Origin of the sequence: Amycolatopsis sp. NPDC051106, from assembly GCF_040682775.1 — a bacterium.
Classification (GTDB): domain Bacteria; phylum Actinomycetota; class Actinomycetes; order Mycobacteriales; family Pseudonocardiaceae; genus Amycolatopsis.
On record NZ_JBFBBQ010000052.1, the window covers coordinates 48,431 to 66,901 of the forward strand.

Annotated in this window: 20 protein-coding genes; 10 read left to right on the top strand and 10 right to left on the bottom strand. The window is 71.0% G+C overall.

The genetic code is table 11. From position 1 onward, the window contains the following. Positions 1 to 3: 3 nt before the first annotated feature. The gene (locus AB0M83_RS31595; RefSeq protein ID WP_364522424.1) at positions 4 to 366 is read right to left on the bottom strand and encodes a DUF2255 family protein; all 363 of its coding nucleotides are present in this window, start codon (positions 364 to 366) and stop codon (positions 4 to 6) included. Then, positions 363 to 1,163 (bottom strand): alpha/beta hydrolase family protein, encoded by an 801-nt coding sequence (locus AB0M83_RS31600; RefSeq protein WP_364522426.1) that lies wholly within the window; start codon positions 1,161 to 1,163, stop codon positions 363 to 365. The genes AB0M83_RS31595 and AB0M83_RS31600 overlap by 4 nt, the downstream gene beginning before the upstream one ends. Positions 1,164 to 1,227: 64 nt before the next feature. Here AB0M83_RS31600 and AB0M83_RS31605 point away from each other — a divergent pair, with 64 nt between their 5' ends. Continuing rightward, positions 1,228 to 1,614, top strand: a complete 387-nt coding sequence (locus AB0M83_RS31605) for a RidA family protein (RefSeq protein WP_364522428.1) — start codon at positions 1,228 to 1,230, stop codon at positions 1,612 to 1,614. On the opposite strand, the gene AB0M83_RS31610 is transcribed toward AB0M83_RS31605, so the two are convergent. After that, a complete protein-coding gene (locus AB0M83_RS31610; protein WP_364522430.1) occupies positions 1,611 to 2,768 on the bottom strand; it encodes a steroid 3-ketoacyl-CoA thiolase in 1,158 nt (385 codons plus the stop codon). The genes AB0M83_RS31605 and AB0M83_RS31610 overlap by 4 nt on opposite strands. Positions 2,769 to 2,996: 228 nt before the next feature. Here AB0M83_RS31610 and AB0M83_RS31615 point away from each other — a divergent pair, with 228 nt between their 5' ends. Beyond that, on the top strand, positions 2,997 to 4,223 hold the full coding sequence (locus AB0M83_RS31615) for a cytochrome P450 (RefSeq protein WP_364522432.1): 1,227 nt from the start codon (positions 2,997 to 2,999) through the stop codon (positions 4,221 to 4,223). Here AB0M83_RS31615 and AB0M83_RS31620 read toward each other — a convergent pair. After that, positions 4,195 to 4,776 carry an alpha/beta fold hydrolase gene (locus AB0M83_RS31620; RefSeq protein ID WP_364522434.1) on the bottom strand — a complete coding sequence of 194 codons (582 nt, stop codon included), beginning with the start codon at positions 4,774 to 4,776 and terminating at the stop codon, positions 4,195 to 4,197. The genes AB0M83_RS31615 and AB0M83_RS31620 overlap by 29 nt on opposite strands. A gap of 22 nt (positions 4,777 to 4,798) precedes the next feature. Here AB0M83_RS31620 and AB0M83_RS31625 point away from each other — a divergent pair, with 22 nt between their 5' ends. Then, positions 4,799 to 5,590 carry a transglutaminase family protein gene (locus AB0M83_RS31625; RefSeq protein WP_364522436.1) on the top strand — a complete coding sequence of 264 codons (792 nt, stop codon included), beginning with the start codon at positions 4,799 to 4,801 and terminating at the stop codon, positions 5,588 to 5,590. 56 nt (positions 5,591 to 5,646) lie between these two features. Continuing rightward, positions 5,647 to 6,666: a YhjD/YihY/BrkB family envelope integrity protein gene (locus AB0M83_RS31630; RefSeq protein WP_364522438.1), complete on the top strand. Its 1,020-nt coding sequence runs from the start codon at positions 5,647 to 5,649 to the stop codon at positions 6,664 to 6,666. Here AB0M83_RS31630 and AB0M83_RS31635 read toward each other — a convergent pair. From AB0M83_RS31635 to AB0M83_RS31655, 5 genes are all read right to left on the bottom strand, one after another. Next, positions 6,641 to 7,252, bottom strand: coding sequence for a TetR/AcrR family transcriptional regulator (locus tag AB0M83_RS31635; protein ID WP_364522440.1), 612 nt, complete (start codon positions 7,250 to 7,252; stop codon positions 6,641 to 6,643). The genes AB0M83_RS31630 and AB0M83_RS31635 overlap by 26 nt on opposite strands. A gap of 15 nt (positions 7,253 to 7,267) precedes the next feature. After that, entirely contained in the window at positions 7,268 to 8,431 is a 1,164-nt protein-coding gene (locus AB0M83_RS31640) for a thiolase domain-containing protein (protein WP_364522442.1), read from the bottom strand. Further along, positions 8,428 to 9,441: a thiolase domain-containing protein gene (locus AB0M83_RS31645; protein WP_364522444.1), complete on the bottom strand. Its 1,014-nt coding sequence runs from the start codon at positions 9,439 to 9,441 to the stop codon at positions 8,428 to 8,430. Before AB0M83_RS31645 ends, AB0M83_RS31640 begins: the two co-directional genes overlap by 4 nt. Before the next feature lie 7 nt (positions 9,442 to 9,448). Further along, positions 9,449 to 10,432 (bottom strand): OB-fold domain-containing protein, encoded by a 984-nt coding sequence (locus AB0M83_RS31650; protein WP_364522446.1) that lies wholly within the window; start codon positions 10,430 to 10,432, stop codon positions 9,449 to 9,451. An 85-nt stretch (positions 10,433 to 10,517) separates the two neighbouring features. Then, the gene (locus AB0M83_RS31655; RefSeq protein WP_364522448.1) at positions 10,518 to 11,306 is read right to left on the bottom strand and encodes a crotonase/enoyl-CoA hydratase family protein; all 789 of its coding nucleotides are present in this window, start codon (positions 11,304 to 11,306) and stop codon (positions 10,518 to 10,520) included. 61 nt (positions 11,307 to 11,367) lie between these two features. On the opposite strand from AB0M83_RS31655, the gene AB0M83_RS31660 reads away from it, so the two are divergent. From AB0M83_RS31660 to AB0M83_RS31670, 3 genes are all read left to right on the top strand, one after another. Then, positions 11,368 to 12,984, top strand: a complete 1,617-nt coding sequence (locus tag AB0M83_RS31660; protein WP_364522450.1) for an acyl-CoA synthetase — start codon at positions 11,368 to 11,370, stop codon at positions 12,982 to 12,984. A 13-nt stretch (positions 12,985 to 12,997) separates the two neighbouring features. Next, a complete protein-coding gene (locus AB0M83_RS31665) occupies positions 12,998 to 14,098 on the top strand; it encodes a nitronate monooxygenase family protein (RefSeq protein WP_364522453.1) in 1,101 nt (366 codons plus the stop codon). A 68-nt stretch (positions 14,099 to 14,166) separates the two neighbouring features. Beyond that, positions 14,167 to 15,372, top strand: a complete 1,206-nt coding sequence (locus tag AB0M83_RS31670) for an IS30 family transposase (RefSeq protein WP_364522455.1) — start codon at positions 14,167 to 14,169, stop codon at positions 15,370 to 15,372. Positions 15,373 to 15,431: 59 nt separating this feature from the next. Here the strand turns inward: AB0M83_RS31670 and AB0M83_RS31675 are convergent, their stop codons facing one another. Continuing rightward, positions 15,432 to 16,232 (bottom strand): serine protease, encoded by an 801-nt coding sequence (locus AB0M83_RS31675; protein ID WP_364522457.1) that lies wholly within the window; start codon positions 16,230 to 16,232, stop codon positions 15,432 to 15,434. 275 nt (positions 16,233 to 16,507) lie between these two features. Here AB0M83_RS31675 and AB0M83_RS31680 point away from each other — a divergent pair, with 275 nt between their 5' ends. The 3 genes from AB0M83_RS31680 (at position 16,508) to AB0M83_RS31690 (ending at position 18,285) form a co-directional block, all read left to right on the top strand. Then, entirely contained in the window at positions 16,508 to 17,281 is a 774-nt protein-coding gene (locus tag AB0M83_RS31680) for a GntR family transcriptional regulator (RefSeq protein ID WP_364522459.1), read from the top strand. Positions 17,282 to 17,342: 61 nt separating this feature from the next. Continuing rightward, positions 17,343 to 17,723, top strand: coding sequence for a DoxX family protein (locus AB0M83_RS31685; RefSeq protein WP_364522461.1), 381 nt, complete (start codon positions 17,343 to 17,345; stop codon positions 17,721 to 17,723). 70 nt (positions 17,724 to 17,793) lie between these two features. Next, positions 17,794 to 18,285 carry a hypothetical protein gene (locus tag AB0M83_RS31690; protein ID WP_364522463.1) on the top strand — a complete coding sequence of 164 codons (492 nt, stop codon included), beginning with the start codon at positions 17,794 to 17,796 and terminating at the stop codon, positions 18,283 to 18,285. Positions 18,286 to 18,471 lie beyond the last annotated feature (186 nt).

The following is an 18,471-nucleotide window of genomic DNA, read 5'->3' on the forward strand; positions in this document are numbered from 1 at the left end:
GCGCTACCGGGGGTCGAGCCGGAGGGTGGTCGCCGCGGCCTCGGCCGTCACCATCGCGTCGGTGCCGCCGCTGTACTTGGTGCGGTAGGCGGCATCCACGTCCGCTGTGGCCTGCGGCGAGGCGGCGCCGAGGTCTTCGATCGCGACCTCGGCTTCCAGGCCCGGCACGCGAACGCGGGCCCGGCCAGTCCGCACCGCGGCGCCGAACCAGCCGGTGTCCCGCCGGTACCAGGTCCGGACGTACACCTGCCCGCCCGTGCACACGACCCAGATCGGTACCCACCGCCGCGAACCGTCGACGGCGATCTCCAGCTCCCGGGCCGCGTCCAGGAGGCGCAAGTCGGCGGGCGTCCAGGCGTTCGTCACGACGCCTCCGGGCCCAGCAGTTCCTTCAACGCCACCGCGAACTTCGCCGGGTTCCGCTGCGGAGCCAGATGGGCACCCGGCATCTCCGTGAACGGCAACCCCAGCTCCAGCGCCAGGATCTTCGCCGGCTGGTAGTGGTAGCGCCCGCGGCTGCCTTCGCCCGCCACCGGGATGATCTCCGTGCTCGCCCTGCGCAGGGCACGCAGGTCCGGCAGGTAGTCGAAGAACTCCGTCAGCTCGCGGTCGAACAGCCGGATCCAGTCGGCCTCGTGCGGGAGGCGCAGGTTGGGCAGGTCGGGCAGCGCCGCGCCCGCGATCGCGTCGGCGAAGCGCGTCACCGCGGTCAGCAGCTCGCCCGACCGGGCCAGCCGGACCTGGTCCGCGGCCGCTTCGAGCCAGCCGCCCGCGTCCGGCATCAGGTGCACCGCCGGGGGTTCGTGCGCGACCAGCGTCGTCACCCGGTCCGGGAAGCGGGCCACCAGGTCGAGGCCGATCAGCGCGCCCGCGCTCGTGCCGAACACCAGCGCCGGGGCGCCGGTCGCGTGGTCGAGCACCGCCCGCGCGTCGTCGGCCTGGCGGGACACCGGGACCGGGCCCGTGGTGGTGTCCGTGCTGCCGAAGTGACCGCGCCGGTCGTAGGTGATGACGGTGTAGTCCGCGTACAGCTGCTTCGCCAGCGCGCGGTAGGAGTCACCCGCCCCGGTGCCGCCCGCGATGAGCAGCAGCGCCGGGCCCTCGCCGCCGCGGCGGACGAGGAGCTCGCCGTCCTCCACCGGGCAACGGCTCTCCGAGATCATGCCCTGAAGTCAAGCACAGCCAATGAAGTGGACGGCGCGGTGGTCGTTCCCTAGCGTGCGGGTCATGGCTGAACGGCGAGCGATCCTGAGCGGGTCGACTTTCGAGGAGCAGATCGGCTACGCCCGGGCGGTGGTCGACGGCGACCGCGTGTACGTCTCGGGCACGACCGGCTTCGACTACGCGACCATGACCATTTCCGACGACGTCGTCGAGCAGGCGGCCCAGTGCCTGCGCACCATCGAGGCCGCGCTGACGGAGGCGGGCTGCACGCTCGCGGACGTGGTCCGCGTGCGTTATCTGCTACCCGAGCGCGAGGACTTCGAGCTGTGCTGGCCGGTACTGCGCAAGGCTTTCGCGGACGTCCGCCCGGCGGCGACGATGCTGCAGTGCGGCCTGGCGGACCCGCGCATGAAGATCGAAATCGAGGTGGACGCGCACCTTCCCGGTTAGAGGCGTTCGATGATCGACGCCGTGGCGAGGGCGCCGCCGGCGCACATCGTCACCAGGGCCGTCGAGGCGTCCCGGCGCTCCAGCTCGTGCAGCGCCGTCGTCAGCAGGCGGGCTCCCGTGCTGCCCACCGGGTGACCCAGCGCGATCGCGCCGCCGTTCACGTTGACCCGGGCCGGATCGGGCGCCAGAACACGCTGCCACGACAGTGCCACCGAAGCGAACGCCTCGTTCACCTCGAACAGGTCCGGGTCGGCGATCGTCATCCCGGCGCGGGCGAGCACCCGCTCGGTCGCGCGGATCGGGCCGTCCAGGTGGTAGTACGGCTCCGCGCCGACCAGGGCCTGCGCCACGATCCGGGCCCGTGGACGCAGTCCGAGCGCCGAAGCCCGCGAAGAGTCCATCAGGAGCAATGCCGCCGCGCCGTCGGAAATCTGCGAGGACGTCCCCGCCGTGTGGATGCCGTCCGCCACCACCGGCTTCAGCCGCGCCAGGCCTTCGGCCGTCGTCTCGCGGAGGCCCTGGTCGCGGCCGACCAGGCGGGTCTCCCCGGTCGGGGAACCGGAATCGGACAGGACCGGGGCCTTCACCGGGACCACTTCGCGGTCGAAGTGCCCGGCCTCCCACGCGGCCGCCGCCTTCTGCTGGGACGCCGCGCCGAACGCGTCGACGTCGGCGCGCGTCAGGCCGCGCCGGACGGCGATGCGCTCCGCCGCGCCGTACTGGTCGGGCAGGTCGATCGACCACGACGCCGGCCGCGGGGACGCTCCCGCCCGGTTCGTGCCCAGCGGCACCCGGCTCATCGCCTCGACGCCGCACGCGACGCCGACCTCGATGGCGTCCGCGGCGATCAGACCGGCGATCAGGTGGGTCGCCTGCTGCGCCGACCCGCACTGGGCGTCGATCGTCGTCGCGCCGGCCGTCTCGGGGAGGCCCGCGTGCAGCCACGCCGTGCGCGTGACGTTGTTGGACTGCTCGCCGGCCTGCGTGACGCAGCCGCCGATCAACTGCTCGACCAGGGCCGGGTCGATCCCGGCGCGGTCGAGCAGGGCCTGCTGCGCGGCACCCAGCAGCTCGGCCGCGTGCAGGCCGGCCAGCAGCCCGCCCCGCTTGCCGATCGGGGTCCGCACGGCTTCGACGATGACCGGCACGCCCATGTCATCCCTTTCGTCGGTGTCCTGCTGTGACCAAAAAGTAGAACAGGTTATCGTTCTGTGCAAGCGACCCCGGGGTCGACGCGATCTTGATCTCTGCCGAGTGAGCGCACGCTCACCTGGCCTCATCGGTCAAGTTAACGGGTTTCACTGAACGGTCTTCCGCAAGTTAACACCGTATGCTCTAATCGGTCTTAGAACGTGTTTCAAAGGCGAACCGTGGGAGGCAACGTGGCCGCTCCGCTCATCCCCGCCGGTTTCGACTTCACGGACCCGGACCTCTACGCCCAACGGCTGCCCCTGGCCGAATTCGCCGAACTCCGGCGGACGGCGCCCGTGTGGTGGAACCCCCAGAAGACCAACACCGCAGGCTTCGGCGACGACGGCTACTGGGTCGTCTCGCGGCACGAGGACGTGAAGGAGGTCTCGCGCGACAGCACGCTCTACTCGTCCAGCGAGAAGACCGCGATCATCCGCTTCGACGAGAGCATGACCGAGGACCGCCTCAACGCGAACCGCCTGGTCCTGCTCAACATGGACGCGCCGCAGCACACGAAGCTGCGGAAGATCGTGTCGAAGGGCTTCACCCCGCGCTCGATCGCGAAGCTCGAAGACACCCTGCGCGACCGCGCGGAGAAGATCGTCTCGGAGGCGCGCAAGAAGGGGTCCGGCGACTTCGTCACCGACGTCGCGTGCGAGCTTCCCCTGCAGGCCATCGCCGAGCTGATCGGCATCCCCCAGGAAGACCGGCTCAAGATCTTCGACTGGTCGAACCAGATGGTCGCCTACGACGACCCGGAGTACGAGGTCGAGCCCCTCGAGGCGTCCGCGCAGCTCATCGGCTACGCGTGGAACATGGCCGAGGACCGCCGCAAGTGCCCGATGGACGACATCGTCACGAAGCTGATCCAGGCCGACGTCGACGGGGAAGCGCTCGGCTCCGACGAGTTCGGCTTCTTCGTCATCCTGCTCGCCGTCGCCGGCAACGAGACGACGCGCAACGCCATCACCCACGGCATGAAGGCGTTCCTCGACCACCCGGACCAGTGGGAGCTCTTCAAGGAGCAGCGGCCGAAGACGGCGCCGGACGAGATCGTCCGCTGGGCCACCCCGGTGGTCGCGTTCCAGCGCACGGCCACCCGTGACACCGAGCTCGGCGGCGCGCACATCCGCAAGGGCGACCGCGTCGGCATGTTCTACAGCTCCGCCAACTTCGACCACGAGGTCTTCGCCGACCCGGAGAAGTTCGACATCCTCCGCGAGGACAACCCGCACGTCGGCTTCGGCGGCACCGGCTCGCACTACTGCATCGGTGCCAACCTGGCCCGGCTGGAGATCGACCTGATCTTCAACGCGATCGCGGACGTGATGCCGAACATCACCGAGGCCGCGCCCCCGGTGCGGTTGCGGTCGAGCTGGCTCAACGGGATCAAGCACTACCCGGTGCGGTACGCCTGACGAAGTCCAGGGCGCGCTGCCAGGTCAGCGACGCGGCCGGCTCGTCATATTCGGGCCCGTCCGCGTCGGTGTAGAAGTGGCCGATGCCGGGGTAGCGGAACACCTCGGCATCGGCGCCCGACCGGGTCGCGGCGGTGAGCCACGCCGCGACCTGCGCCGGAGGTGCGATCGGGTCGGGGTCGGCCACGTGGACCTGCGCCGGCAGACCCGCGCGGACCGACGCGGGCAGCGCTCCCACCGCGTGCAGCAGCAGGACGCCGCCGGCGTCCGGACGGTCGGTCAGCACCTCCTGGACGACGCCCGCCCCCATCGACACGCCCACCAGCACAGTGTTCGCGGGCAGGTCCCGCACGGCCTCCCGGGCTCGCCGGACGATGGCCGTCCAGCCGACGGCGTCCTTCAGCGTGAAGCCCTCCTCGATCGTCGAAGCGGTCGATCCGCCGTAGAGGTCCGGGGTGGCCACGCGGTGCCCGGCCTCCCGCAGCCGGCCGGCGAAGCCGAGCTCGACGGGCCGCAGCCCCAGCACGGAGTGGAAGAGCGCGATGTCGGTCATCGGACCATGACATCATGAGGTGATGGCCCCGCGAGCGACCGTCGACGTCGAGTTCTCCGTCCGCGTCACCGAACCCGGTCCCGCCGCGGTCTCCATCGCCGCGGCGCACGCCGACACCGAGGAGCTCGACGTCTCCTGGCACGGCGAAAGCGAGCTCGTCGAGTTCGAGCACGGCACCCGCGCCGAGGTCTTCGACTTCCCCGCCGGCGAGCACCGCGTCACCTACCACGCCGAACGCGTGCTGGCCGAGCCCGAACCCGAGCCCGTCACGCGCGCCGAGGCCGCCGTCTTCACCCGGCCGAGCCGGTACTGCCCGTCCGACCGGATCGCCGGGCTCGTGCCGCCGGAGCTGTTCTCCCTGAAGAGCACCAAGAAGAAGGTCGACACGATCGTCCGCACCGTCCACGAGCGACTGTCCTATGTGGTCGGATCCAGTCGGCCGACGGACGACGCGATCGACACGCTCCTCGCCGGGCAGGGCGTCTGCCGCGACTTCGCACACGTCTGCGTCACCCTGTGCCGGTTCCTCGACATCCCCGCGCGCTACGTCGGCGTCTACGCACCCGGGCTCTCCCCGATGGACTTCCACGCCGTCTTCGAGGCCGGGGTCGACGGTCACTGGTACGTCTTCGACGCCACCCACCTCGCGCCGCGCCAGACCATGCTCCGGATCTCGACCGGCCGCGACGCCGCGGACACGTCCTTCCTCGCCACCCTCGGCTGCGAGCTCGACTTCCTCGGCAGCACGGTCTTCGCGACGACCGACGCCGCGCTCCCGGTGGACGACGGCACGGGGCTCGTGGTCCTGGGCTGATGGGCCAACCGCGTGTTGCCCGCGCGAAGTGGCCGTCCGCTGGGTAGACAGTGTCCGTGAAGAGTTCCCCGAAGGCCCCGAGCCCCTGGGCGCGGGCCCGTGCCCGGTACCGGTGGCTGGACCACATCGCCCGCGCCGCCGACCGCTACCTCGACGCCGGCGGTTACCACTACATCGCGTCCATCACCTACTTCAGCCTGCTGTCGCTGGTGCCGCTGCTGATGGTCGCGTCGTCGGTCGCCGGGTTCGTGCTGGCCAGCCAGCCGGCCCTGCGCGAGACCCTCGTGCACGCGATCGTGTCCACGCTGCCCGGCGGGCTCGGCGACAAGGCCACCGACCTGCTCACCGGCTTCGTCGAGCAGCGGACCAGCGTCGGGCTGTTCGGCCTGGCCATCGGCCTCTACTCGGGCTGGAACTGGATGAACGCGCTGCGGGACTCGCTCACCGCGCTGTGGGGGCAGAACCGGTCCGACCAGTCGCTGCTGCGGCTCATCGCCGTCGACCTGCTCGCGCTGATCGGCCTGAGCGCGGCGCTGGTGGTGTCGTTCACGATCACGATCTCCGGCACGGCGCTCGGCAGCTACCTGCTGCGGCTGGCCGGGCTGGACGACACGAGCTGGGGGCACCAGCTCGTGTCGGCGTCGTCCGTGCCGCTGGCGCTGGTCGCCGACTGGCTGGTGTTCCTGTGGGTGCTCACGCGGCTGCCGCGGCAGAAGGTGGGCGTGCGCAGCGCGGTGCGCGGCGCGATCGCCCTGGCGGTGGGGTTCGAGCTGCTCAAGCTGGCCGGCGGGTTCTACCTCCGGCTGATCGGCGACTCGCCGACCGGCATCGCGTTCGGCTCGGTCATCGGCCTGATCTTCTTCATCTCGCTCGTCGCCCGGCTGCTCGTCTACGTCACGGCGTGGACGGCGACCGGCTCCGACGCGCCGCCGAAGCCGGTCCAGCCACCGGCGCCGGTCGTGCTCGAGCCGGTGATCGTGGTGGACCCCCCGGTCGCGGTGCCGGCCACCGTAGGCGTCGTGACCGGGGTGGTCGGGACGCTGCTGGCGCTCAGGTGGCGACGTTCGCGAGACTGAAGAGCCGGTCGAGCTGGTGGTCGATCAGCGCGATCGCCGCTTCCGGCGTCCGCTGACCCAGGATGATGCTGGTCTGCAGGCCGTCGACGCTCGAGAGGAGCAGCTCGGCCTCCGGCATCAGGTCGAGGTCCGGCGCCACCTCGCCGCGGTCGCGGCCCCACGCGAGCAGGTCCGCGGTCAGCCGTTCCAGCTCGGGCGGCGCGGCGCTGAACGCCGAGGCCAGACCGGGGTCCGAAAGCGACCGGACGAAGTAGGCGAGGTGCACGAGGTAGCGCGTGCGGCGCTCGTCACCGACCGGCAGCATCCCGACGAGCAGGGCGCGCAGCACCTCGCGCGGGGTCGCGTCCTCCTCCGGGCCGATGCCCGCCCGGATGCTCTCCCCGGCGTCGGCGTTGAGGATTTCGAGCGCGCCGAGCAGCAGGTCGTCCCGCGTCCCGAAGTAGTACTGGACGAGCCGCAGCGAGACCCCGGCCTCGGCCGCGACCTTGCGCAGCGACACGTCTTCGAGCCCGCGCGTGCTCGCGATCCGCCAGACGGCCTCGGCGATCTGGCGGCGGCGTTGCTCGTGGTCGGCGAGTCTCGGCATGGTGGGTCGAGCGTATCAACGTGGCTTGGCGGCGCCGACGACCCACATCGAGAAGTACTGCGACCCGCCGCCGTAGGCGTGCCCGAGCGCGATGCGGGCGCCGTCCACCTGGTAGTCCCCGGCCCGGCCCATCACCTGCTTCGCGGCTTCGGAGAAGCGAAGCATGCCGGACGCGCCGATCGGGTTGGACGAGAGCACCCCGCCGGACGGGTTGCAGGGCAGCCGCCCGCCGATCGCCGTCTCGCCGGCCTCGGTGACCTTCCAGCCTTCGCCTTCGGGCGCGAATCCCAGGTTCTCCAGCCACATCGGCTCGAACCAGGAGAACGGCACGTAGATCTCGGCGACGTCCACTTCGGACATCGGGTCGGTGATGCCCGCCTCGGCCCAGAGCGCGGCGGCGGCGTCGCGGCCGGCCTGGGGGTTGACCTGGTCGCGGCCGGCGAACGTCGTCGGCTCGGTGCGCATCGCCGTCGCGTGGATCCACGCGGCACCGCCTTCGACGGCGTCGCCCGCGGCCTCGTCGCCGAGCACCATCGCGCACGCGCCGTCGGACGAGGGGCACGTCTCGTCGTAGCGGATCGGGTCCCACAGCATCTGCGACTTCCGCACCGACTCGACGGTGATGTCGGCCTGCCGCAGGTGCGCGTACGGGTTGAGGGCGCCGTTGCGCCGGTCCTTCGCCGCGACGATCGCCCCGACGTGCTCGGGCGCGCCGGAGCGGCGGATGTAGGAGCGCACGTGCGGGGCGAAGTAGCCGCCCGCGCCGGCGCCGACCGGCATCTGGAACGGCGGCAGGATCGACAGGCCCCACATCGCGTTCGACTCGGACTGCTTCTCGTACGCCACGGTCAGCACCCGGCGGTGCACGCCGGACTGCACGAGCGAGGCGGCGACCAGGGCCGTCGACCCGCCGACCGAACCGGCGGTGTGCACGCGCAGCAACGGTTTCCCGGTCGCGCCCAGGGCGTCGGCGAGGAAGAGCTCGGGCATCATCACGCCCTCGAACAGGTCCGGCGCCTTGCCGAGCACGACGGCGTCGATGTCGGCCCAGCCGACCTGGGCGTCGGCCATCGCGCGGTCGATCGCTTCGCGGAGCAGGCCCGGCATCGAGACGTCCTGGCGCTTGGCCCGGTGGTGCGTCTGGCCGGTGCCGAGCACGGCGGTGAGCTGCTTGGTCATCGGGCCTCCAGCACGGTCACCAGGTTCTGTTGCAGGGCCGGCCCGCTCGTCGCGTGCGCCACGGCCTTGCGGGATTCGCCGCTGTGGATCCGGGCCGCCGCTTCGCCGATGCGCGCGAGGCCGGCGGAGAACATCGGGTTCGCGGCGAGCGCGCCCCCCGAGGGGTTGATCTTCGTGGTGTCGTCGAGTTTCAGGGCCGTCCGCAGGATCAGCTCCTGGTGCGTGAACGGCGCGTGCAGCTCGGCGAGGTCGGCGCCGTCGAGGTCCAGGGCCTGGCCCGCGGACTCCGTGGACGGGCTCCGGGTGAGATCGCGGGCGCCGAGCACGGGGGAGTCGACGCGGTGCTCGATGCCCTGGATCACCGCCGGGTGCTCGACGATGTCCCGCGCGCGTTCCACAGTGGACAGGACGACCACGGCGGCGCCGTCGGTGATCGGCGCGATGTCGTGCCGGCGCAACGGGTCGGCGAAGTACGGGGTGTCGAGCAGCTCGCTGACGTCCTTGCCGGTGCCGCGCGCGGCGACCTCGGCGAGGTCCTTTTCGGACCAGAGCCCGGCCTCCAGGCCCAGCCGCGCCTGGATCCCGGCGATCGAGACCGAGTCCGGCCACAACGGCGTGACGACGTACGGGTCGAGCTGCAGGGCGAGCACCCGGCGCAGCTGCCCGGCGCTGGACTTGCCGAAGCCGTAGACGAGCGCGGTCTCGACCTCGCCCATCTTGATCTTCAGCCAGGCCTCGTAGAGCGCCCAGGCGGCGTCCATCTCGACGTGCGACTCGTGGATCGGCGGGAACGCGCCGATCGCGTCGACGGCGGCGATGAACGAGAAGGCGCGCCCGGCCAGGTAGTCCGACGAGCCCGAGCACCAGAACCCGATGTCCTGTTTGGACAGGCCGGTCTTGGCGAACACCTCGGAGAAGATCGGGACGAGCATTTCCACGCCGTTGGTGGTGCCCGGGGTCTCGCGGACGTTGGGGGCCTTCGCGAAGCCCGCGATCGCGACGTCTGGCATCAGGACCTCACAGGTGGTGGGCGAAGGTTTCGTAGGCCGCGTCCGGCTCGCCGGTCGGCTCGAAGTGGCTGATGTTCTCCAGCGACGTCCACCACTCGTCGCGGGGTTTCCAGGCCGCGCGCACGCGCATGCCCATCTTGACGTCCTGCGCGTCGCAGCCGAGGACGAGGTGGAGGAACGCGATGTCGGCGCCGTCGAGCAGGATGTACGCGGCGACGTACGGCGGCTTGAGGCGCTGGCCGAGGAACGGGACGTTGACGATGCAGAACGTCGTCACGATGCCGGTGTCGGGCAGTTCGACCTCGTCGGTCGTCGGGACGCCGTCGGTCGGGCACGCGCCGCGCGGCGGGATGTAGACCTTCCGGCAGGCGGGGCAGCGCTGGCCGATCAGCTTGCCCTCGGCGAGCCCGCGCAGGTAGGTGCTCTCCTCGGGGGACGCGGAGTGCGTGTAGCGCAGGTGCACCGGCGTGATGACGATGCTGACCGGCGCGCCCTCTTCGCGTTCGGCGACCGGGGGAGCGGGCTCGGTGGGTGTCGTGTCCTCGGCGTCCACGGGCAGGAAGTAGGCGATGTCGCGGATGTGCCCGACGGTGTCCTCGGCCCAGCGGACGCGCACCCGTTGTCCACTGTGGATGTTCCCGGGTCCGCCCGCGTCGACGGCGTGCAGCATCGCGGTGTCGGCGCCGTCGAGCTTGATCAGGGCCCAGGCGAAGGGCCGGCTCAGCGGCTGCCCGTCGAGCGGCTCGGCGCACCACGACCACGAGACGACGGTGCCCTCGTCGGCCACCGGGACGAACTCGCCGAGCTGCTCCGCGGTGACGGGGTCGTATTCGACGGGCGGAACGTGCACGCGGCCGTCACTGCCCCGGATGCCTTCGATGCGGTGTTCCCGCAGGGCGTTCACGAACCGGCCCAGGACGGGCCCGGTGGAGCGCGTGTAGTCGAAGCCGACGTTGAGGGGTGCCGCCAGTGGTGTCTCGGTCACGTCCATGAGTGAAACATGTTCTCGTTCTGGCGGCAAGACGCCCGCATCGGCTGCTCCTGGGTCGGATGTAACGTGTTCTATCAAGCCCGGCTCAGCGACCGCGGAACTCGGGCTTCCGCTTCTCCGAGAACGCCTTCGGCCCTTCTTTCGCGTCCTCCGACGCGAAGACCTCGATCCCGTACTGCGAGTCGAGCTTGAAGGCCTCCTCCTCGTGGAGCCCCTCGGTGTCCCGGATCGTCCGCAGGATCGCCCGCACCGCGACCGGCCCGTTGGTGTTCACCAGGGAAGCCAGCTCCAGTGCCTTCGCGAGCGCCTGGCCGTCCGGCACCACGTGCCCGATCAAGCCGATGGCCAGCGCTTCGCCCGCGCTGAGGTGGCGCCCGGTGAGCAGGATGTCCGCGGCGAGGGTGTACGGGATCTGACGCGGCAGGCGCACCGCCGACCCGCCCATCGGGAACAGTCCCCACCGGGCTTCCGACACCCCGAAGCGCGCGGAAGTGCCCGCGACCCGGATGTCGGTCCCCTGGAGGATCTCCGTGCCGCCCGCGATCGCCGGTCCCTCGACGGCCGCGATCAGTGGCTTCGTCAGGCGGCGCCCCTTGAGGAGGCCCGGGATGTGCGCGGGGTCGAACTTGCCTTCGTCGAAGGACTTGGCGGGCGAGTTGCGGGACATCGACTTCAGGTCCGCGCCCGCGCAGAACGCGCCGCCCGCGCCGGTCAGGACGCAGCTGCGGATCGAGTCGTCCGCGTCCACGCGGTCCCAGGCGTCGACCATGATCGACATCATCTCGCCGGTGATCGCGTTGCGCGCCTCGGGCCGGTTCATCGTCACGATGAGCGTCGCCCCGTCCTGCGAGACCAGCGCGTGCGGTTCACCCACGGAAACCTCCTGAAGGAGCAGTGCCATTGCCCAGAACGATAACATGTTCTACTTTGAGGACGTGGCACTCAACATCGCGGATCTTCTGGAGCACGCCGTCGACGCCGTGCCGGAGCGCGTCGCGGTCGTGTGCGGCGACCGGCGGGTCACCTTCGCCGAACTGGAGGCGCGGGCCAACCGGCTCGCCCACCACCTCGCCGCGCACGGCGTGGGACGCGGATCCCACATCGGGGTCTACTCCCGCAACTCGATCGAGGCCCTCGAGGCGATGATCGCCGCGTACAAGCTGCGCGCGATCGCCGTCAACGTCAACTACCGCTACGTGCACGGCGAGCTCGTGTACCTCTTCAACGACGCCGACCTCGTCGCTCTCGTGCACGAGAGAAGCTACGCCGACAAGGTCACGGCGGCGCTGGCCGAATCGCCAAAACTGAAACACGTTGTCGTGATCGACGACGGCGGCGACGGCGACTACTCGGGCTACGGCGGCGTCGATTACGAAGCCGCGCTCGAAGCGCAGTCGCCCGAGCGCGACTTCGAAGAACGCAGCAACGACGACCTCTACATCCTCTACACCGGCGGCACCACGGGCTACCCGAAGGGCGTCCTCTGGCGCCACGAAGACATCTGGCGCGCGCTCGGCGGCGGGATCAACTTCGTCACCGGCGAGTACGTCCCGGACGAGTGGACCCTCGCCGAGCAGGGCAAGGCCGGCAGCCTGACGCGGTTGCCCGCCGCACCGTTGATCCACGGCGCCGCGCAGTGGGCCGCGTTCGGCGCGCTGTTCACCGGCAGCCCCGTGGTGTTCGTGCCCCGCTTCGACGCCCATGAGATCTGGAAGGCCGTTCAAGAGCACAAGGTCCAGGTCCTCACGATCGTCGGTGACGCGATGGCGCGGCCGCTGATCGAGGCGTTCCGCGAGGGTGATTACGACGCTTCGTCGCTCGTCGCGGTGTCGAGCCACGCCGCGTTGTTCTCGCAGTCGGTGAAGCAGGAGTTCGTCGAGCTCGTGCCGAACGCCGTGATCACCGACGCGATCGGCTCGTCGGAAAGCGGCTTCACCGGGATCGGCATGGTCGCCAAGGGTTCCGACCACAGCGCCGGCCCGCGGGTGAACTTCGGAAAGGACGCCATCCTGCTCGACGACGACGGCAACCTCGTCGAACCGAAGCCCGGCGCGGTCGGGCTGATCGGCCGCCGCGGGCACGTCCCGCTCGGCTACTACGGCGATCCCGAGAAGAGCAAGACGATCTTCGTCGACATCGACGGCGTCCGGTACGTCGTGCCGGGCGACTACGCCCGCTACGAGGAGGACGGCACGGTCACCCTGCTCGGCCGCGGCTCGCAGTGCGTCAACACCGGCGGTGAGAAGGTCTACCCGGAGGAGGTCGAGGGCGCGCTCAAGTCGCACCCCGACGTCTTCGACGCGCTCGTCATCGGGATCCCGGACGAGCGGACCGGCCAGCGCGTCGCCGCCGTCGTCCAGCTCCGCGAGGGCGTCGAGGCCGACCTCGCGGGGATCGAGCAGCACGTGCGGCACGAGATCGCCGGCTACAAGGTGCCGCGCACCGTCTGGCTGGCCGACGAGATCGGCCGCTCGCCCAGCGGCAAGCCGGACTACCCGTGGGCCCAGCGCTACGCCGCCGGGCACGACCCGGCCACGGCCCAGCCCGTCTAGGAGGACACGACCAGTGCGGACATCCCTGTGCGACCGGCTCGGCATCGACCTGCCGATCATCGGGTTCACGCCCTCGGAGCACGTCGCCGCGGCGCTCAGCCGCGCCGGCGGGCTCGGCGTGCTCGGCTGCGTCCGGTTCAACGACGCCGCCGAGCTCGACCGGGTGCTCACCTGGATGGACGAGAACACCGGCGGCAAGCCCTACGGCGTCGACATCGTGATGCCGGCGAAGATCCCCGCCGAGGGCACCCAGGTCGACCTCTCGAAGCACATCCCGGAGGGCCACCGCGCGTTCGTCGACAAGGTGCTGCGGGACCTTTCGGTGCCGCCGCTGCCGGACGACACGGACGAACGCGCGGGCGTGCTCGGCTGGCTGCACTCGGTGGCCCGGTCCCACGTCGAGGTCGCGCTCAACCACCCGATCAAGCTGATCGCCAACGCCCTCGGGTCGCCGCCGGCGGACGTCATCGGCCAGTGCCACGACCGGGGCGTCCCGGTCGCGGCGCTCGCCGGGAAGGCCGAACACGCGGTCCGGCACGTCGCGAACGGCGTCGACTTCGTGGTCGCGCAGGGCTACGAAGCCGGCGGGCACACCGGCGAGATCGCGTCCATGGTGCTGGTGCCGGAGATCGTCGACGCCGTCGACGTGCCGGTGCTCGCCGCGGGCGGGATCGGGTCCGGCCGCCAGGTCGCCGCGGCGCTCGCGCTCGGCGCGGCCGGCGTCTGGATGGGGTCGATGTGGCTCGCCACCGAGGAGTACCTGCAGACCATGGGCGAATCCGTGGCGATGCAGCAGGCGCTGGTCGGCGCGACGTCGTCGGACACCGTCCGGACGCGGATCTACACCGGCAAGCCCGCGCGGCTGCTCAAGACCCGCTGGACCGAGGCGTGGGCCGCGGCCGACGCGCCCGAGCCGTTGCCGATGCCGCTGCAGAACCTGCTGGTTTCCCACGCCCACAACCGGATCCACGCGGCGAACGACCCGAGCGTGGTGTCGATGCCGGTCGGGCAGATCGTCGGGCGGATGAACGCGGTCCGCCCGGTCGCCGAGGTCGTCGCGGATCTGGTGTCCGGCTACGAAGACGCACTGTCCCGTTTGGACAAGACCCGCTGAAAGCCGTGAAGGCCTCTTGGAGTCATGGGGTTGCTGCAACACCGCCTGGATGAAGGGGTGGGGTTGTGATGGCGCGGGTGCGGAAGTTCCGGTGGTTGCCGCGGTCGGTGCAGCTGGAGTTCTGGGACCAGATCCGGCGCGGGCTGCCGGCGAAGCCGGCAGCCCGCGCGGTCGGGTTGGCTCCGGCGACGGGGACGCGGTTGTTCGGGCAGGTTGGCGGGGTGATGAGTAACGCGCCCTGCCGGCCTGGCCCGGTCCGGCTGTCGCTGGCCGAGCGGGAAGAAATCGCCTGCCTGAACGCGGCAGGTCACGGGCCGCGGGTGATCGGGCGGGCGATCGGGAGACCGGCTTCGACGGTGTCGCGTGAGCTAACCCGCAACAGCGGCTTGTCCGGGGTGTATCGGGCGAGCAGTGCCCGGCACGCGGCCGAGCGGCGTGCGACACGGCCGAAGCCGGCGAAGCTGACCGGGGACACGGTGCTGACGCAGGTGGTGCAGGCCGGGCTGGACCGCAAGTGGTCGCCGCGGCAGATCTCGGAAAGACTGGTGCTCGACTTCCCCGACGAGCCGGAGATGCGGGTGTCGCACGAGACGATCTACCAGGCGTTGTATGTGCAGGGCCGGGGTGCGTTGCGCCGTGAGCTGACCGTGGCGTTGCGGACCGGGCGGGCGTTGGGGATGCCGCGGCGGCAGACCCAAGCCCGCCGGGAACGACCCGCGGGCAGGATCCGGGACATGGTCAACATCAGTGAACGGCCGGCGGAGGTCGCCGACCGCGCGGTCCCGGGGCATTGGGAAGGCGATCTGATCCTCGGCAAGGACAACAAGTCCGCGATCGGGACGCTGGTGGAACGGCGGACCCGGTTTGTGATGTTGCTGCATCTGCCTGACGGGCGGGACGCGGCGACGGTCGCGGCGGTGATGACCGAGGTGATCCAGATGTTGCCGCCGTTGCTGCTGGGGTCGCTGACCTGGGATCAGGGTAAGGAGATGGCCCTTCATCGGAAGATCACGATGGACACCGGCCTGCGGATCTACTTCTGTGACCCGCACTCGCCCTGGCAGCGGGGCAGCAACGAGAACACCAACGGCCTGCTCCGGCAGTACTTCCCCAAAGGCACCGACCTGTCCCAGCGCGACGCAGCCGAGCTGGCTCGGGTCGCGGCTGAGCTCAACGGTCGTCCCTGGGAGACCCTCGGCTGGCGGACACCAGCCGAGGCCCTCACGAAGCTACTGCTAGACCAGCAAACGACAGGTGTTGCAACCACCGCGTGAATCCGCCCCTCCTTACCGGCTCTTATGGCCGGTAAGGAGGCCTTCACGGCTTGGGGGAGTTACAGCGAGGAAGCGGCCGCGGCGATCTTCGACGCGAACGTGCTCACCTCGGTGTAGACGCCGGGGGCGTGCGGCCGGGCGCAGCCGTCACCCCAGGAGACGATGCCGACCTGGATCCAGGCGTTGTTGTTGTCCCGGCGGAACATCGGGCCGCCGGAGTCGCCCTGGCAGGTGTCGACCCCGCCGGCGCTCAGGTTGCCCGCGCAGATCTCGGCGCTCGGGATGAGGTCGGGGTAGCTGCCGCCCTGGGCGCGGCAGGTGCTGTCCGAGACGAACGGGACGGTCGCTTTGAGCAGGTACCGCTGCTGGGCGCCGCCCTCGGTCGCCGCGCCCCAGCCGGCCACGGTGAACGTGCCGGTGTTGTAGGTCGACGTCGTCGCGATCGGCAGCGTCGAGAGACCGGTGACCGGGCTCGCGAGTTTGATCAGCGCCCAGTCGCCGCCGGTCGAGGTGCCGTAGGTCGGGGACTGGTAGACGTAGGTCGACTTGATCTTCTTGGCGCTCGTGCTCTGCAGGTCGACCACGCCGACGGTCGCCGTGATCGAGGTGTTGGCCCCGGTCCGGCTGACGCAGTGGGCGGCGGTCAGCACGATCTGGTTGGTGTAGAGCGCGCCGCCGCAGCCCATCGACAGCCGGACCATGAACGGGAACTCGCCCTGGGCGGCCCGGGTCCCGCCGACGACGTCGGTGGACGGCGGCTGGGCCGCGATCGCCGGGGTGGCGAACGACGCCGCCGCGGCGACCGCGGCCACCGCGGTGGTGACGTTTCTGAGCAGGGTGAACCAGCGCTTGGGAGCCAAGGGGATCAGTCCTTCCAGTGTCCACAGTGGAAGCCGAGCTCGAGAGTGGCCCCATGACTACACCAGGTGCCCACATACCCGGACAACCAACTTTCTTCGGATGTTTCGGGCGGTTGGGTGATTTCTCACCGGCGGGCCGACGAACGCCGTAGGCCGAAACGCCCAGCACGGCCGCGGGGAGCGCGCCGGGCGCATCCGGGTGATCGTCGGTGTGACAGCCGTGTTGCGCGCCACAGCGAACCGCCGCGCTCCTTGAACCGAATAGGGTCGATTCCGTGCCCGCCCCTTCGCGCCATTACCGCCTGTCCGCCGACGGTCCCGTGCTCGACGGGATTCCCGAGCACGGCCGCGTCCCGCGCTACTACGCGGTCAAGGTCGAACTGCTGGCGGTGATCGCGGAACTCGGCGAAGGCTCGGTGCTGCCCACGGAACGGGAGCTGTGCGAGCGCTTCGAGGTGTCGCGGGCGACCGTCCGGCAGGCCGTCGGTGAGCTGGTGCTCGAGGGCAGGCTCAGCCGGCGGCAGGGGAGCGGCACGTTCGTCGCCGGCCCGAAGCTGGTGCAGCCGCTGGCCCTGGTGAGCTACACCGACGGGCTGCGGCGCCAGGGCATCCGGCCGGGCCGCACCGTGATCACGCTGGAGCGGCGCCTGGCCGGCAGCGCGCTGGCCGCGGACCTGCAGGTCACGTCGGACGCCGAGGTGATCCACCTCGAGCGGGTGCTGCTGGCCGACGAGGAGCGCGTCGGCCTGGAGTCGACTTATCTCCTGGCCGAGCGGTTCCCGACCTTGCTGGAGGTGTTCGACCCCGGGCAGCCGCTGCACGCGTGCCTGCGTGAGCAGCTCGGTGTGGTGTTCGACGGCGCCGAGGAGCGCGTCGAGACGGTGCTGGCGACCCCGCGCGAAGCCCTGCTCATCGGCACCAACCCGGCCCTGCCGATGCTGCTCGCGCACCGCGTGTCGTGGGGTCCGGACGGCGCGCCGTTCGAGCGGGTGCGCTCGCTGTACCGGGGCGACCGGCTCAGCTTCATGACCCGCCTCGGCCGCGCCTGACTGTCACGTTCCTCCGGGCGTCCTCGTTCCTCCCGCACCAGTCGGCAACGGGAGGAAAGTCATGAACGTCGCGTTGTGGGTCGGTCAGGTGCTGCTGGCCGCGATCTTCGCCCTGTCGGGCGCGCTGAAGTCGACGATGTCGCGGCAGCGGATGCTCGAAACCGGCCAGACGGGGGCGGCGGCGTACCCGCTGCCGGTGGTGCGGTTCACCGCGCTCTGCGAGCTGGTCGCCGTGGTGGGGCTGATCCTGCCGGTGCTGCTGGGCGTCGCCCCGGTACTCACCGGCTGGGCGGCGGCGGGGCTGGCCGTCGTGATGGTGGGCGCGATGGCGATGCACGGGCGGCTGGCGCTCGTGCAGCACAAGGCGGCGGAGTGGCGGAACGTCGGGATCAACGCGCTGATCCTCGCGGTCTGCGTGTTCGTCGCGGCCGGGCGGCTGTGACGGGCGGCTTTCGCCGGCGCCGATGCAACCGGACGGGGTCCCGCTCCGTCTGGCAGGTATGCGTACGACGGTGAAACTGCTGGGAACGGGCCTGCTGCTGCTCGCGGCGACGGCCTGCGGGGCCGCTCAGAGCGGCGCGGGAGCTCCGGCCCCTTCGTCGTCTGCTTCGGTGCCTTCGTCTTCTTTGCCGCCGACGTCCGGTTCGCCCACGGTCGCGCCGCCGCCGTCCCGGACGGTCGGCCGCCCGACACAGGGCATCGCCCCGGGCGACGACGTCATCGCCGAGACCCAGGTCGACGCGCGGGGCGTGCCCGAGGGCTACCCGCGCAGCCTGTTCCGCGCCACGGACGGCCGAACGCTGATCCTCCAGGCCGAGGAGGGCGGCTGCCGCCGCATCTCGGCCCGCGTCGGCGACCAGACGGCGCAGCAGGTCGTGGTGCTGATGACGGTGACGGCCCCGCAGAAGGGCCAGATGTGCCCGGACTACATCAAGGAGATCCGCATCCCGCTGGCGCTGGCGGCGCCGCTCGGTGACCGGACGGTGGTGCTCCGCCAGGGCTGACCACCGCAGGGACGCTGGGAGGGCCGCGCCGGGATGCCCGGGGCCGCCCTCCCAGACCACGTCCGGCCCAATCCGGGTCCGGCCCACGTACCCAGACGGTCGCCTCGCGTACCCAGACGGTCGGCTCGCGTACCCAGACGGTCGGCTCGCGAACCGACTCCCTGGGTACGTGTGGCGACACTGCAG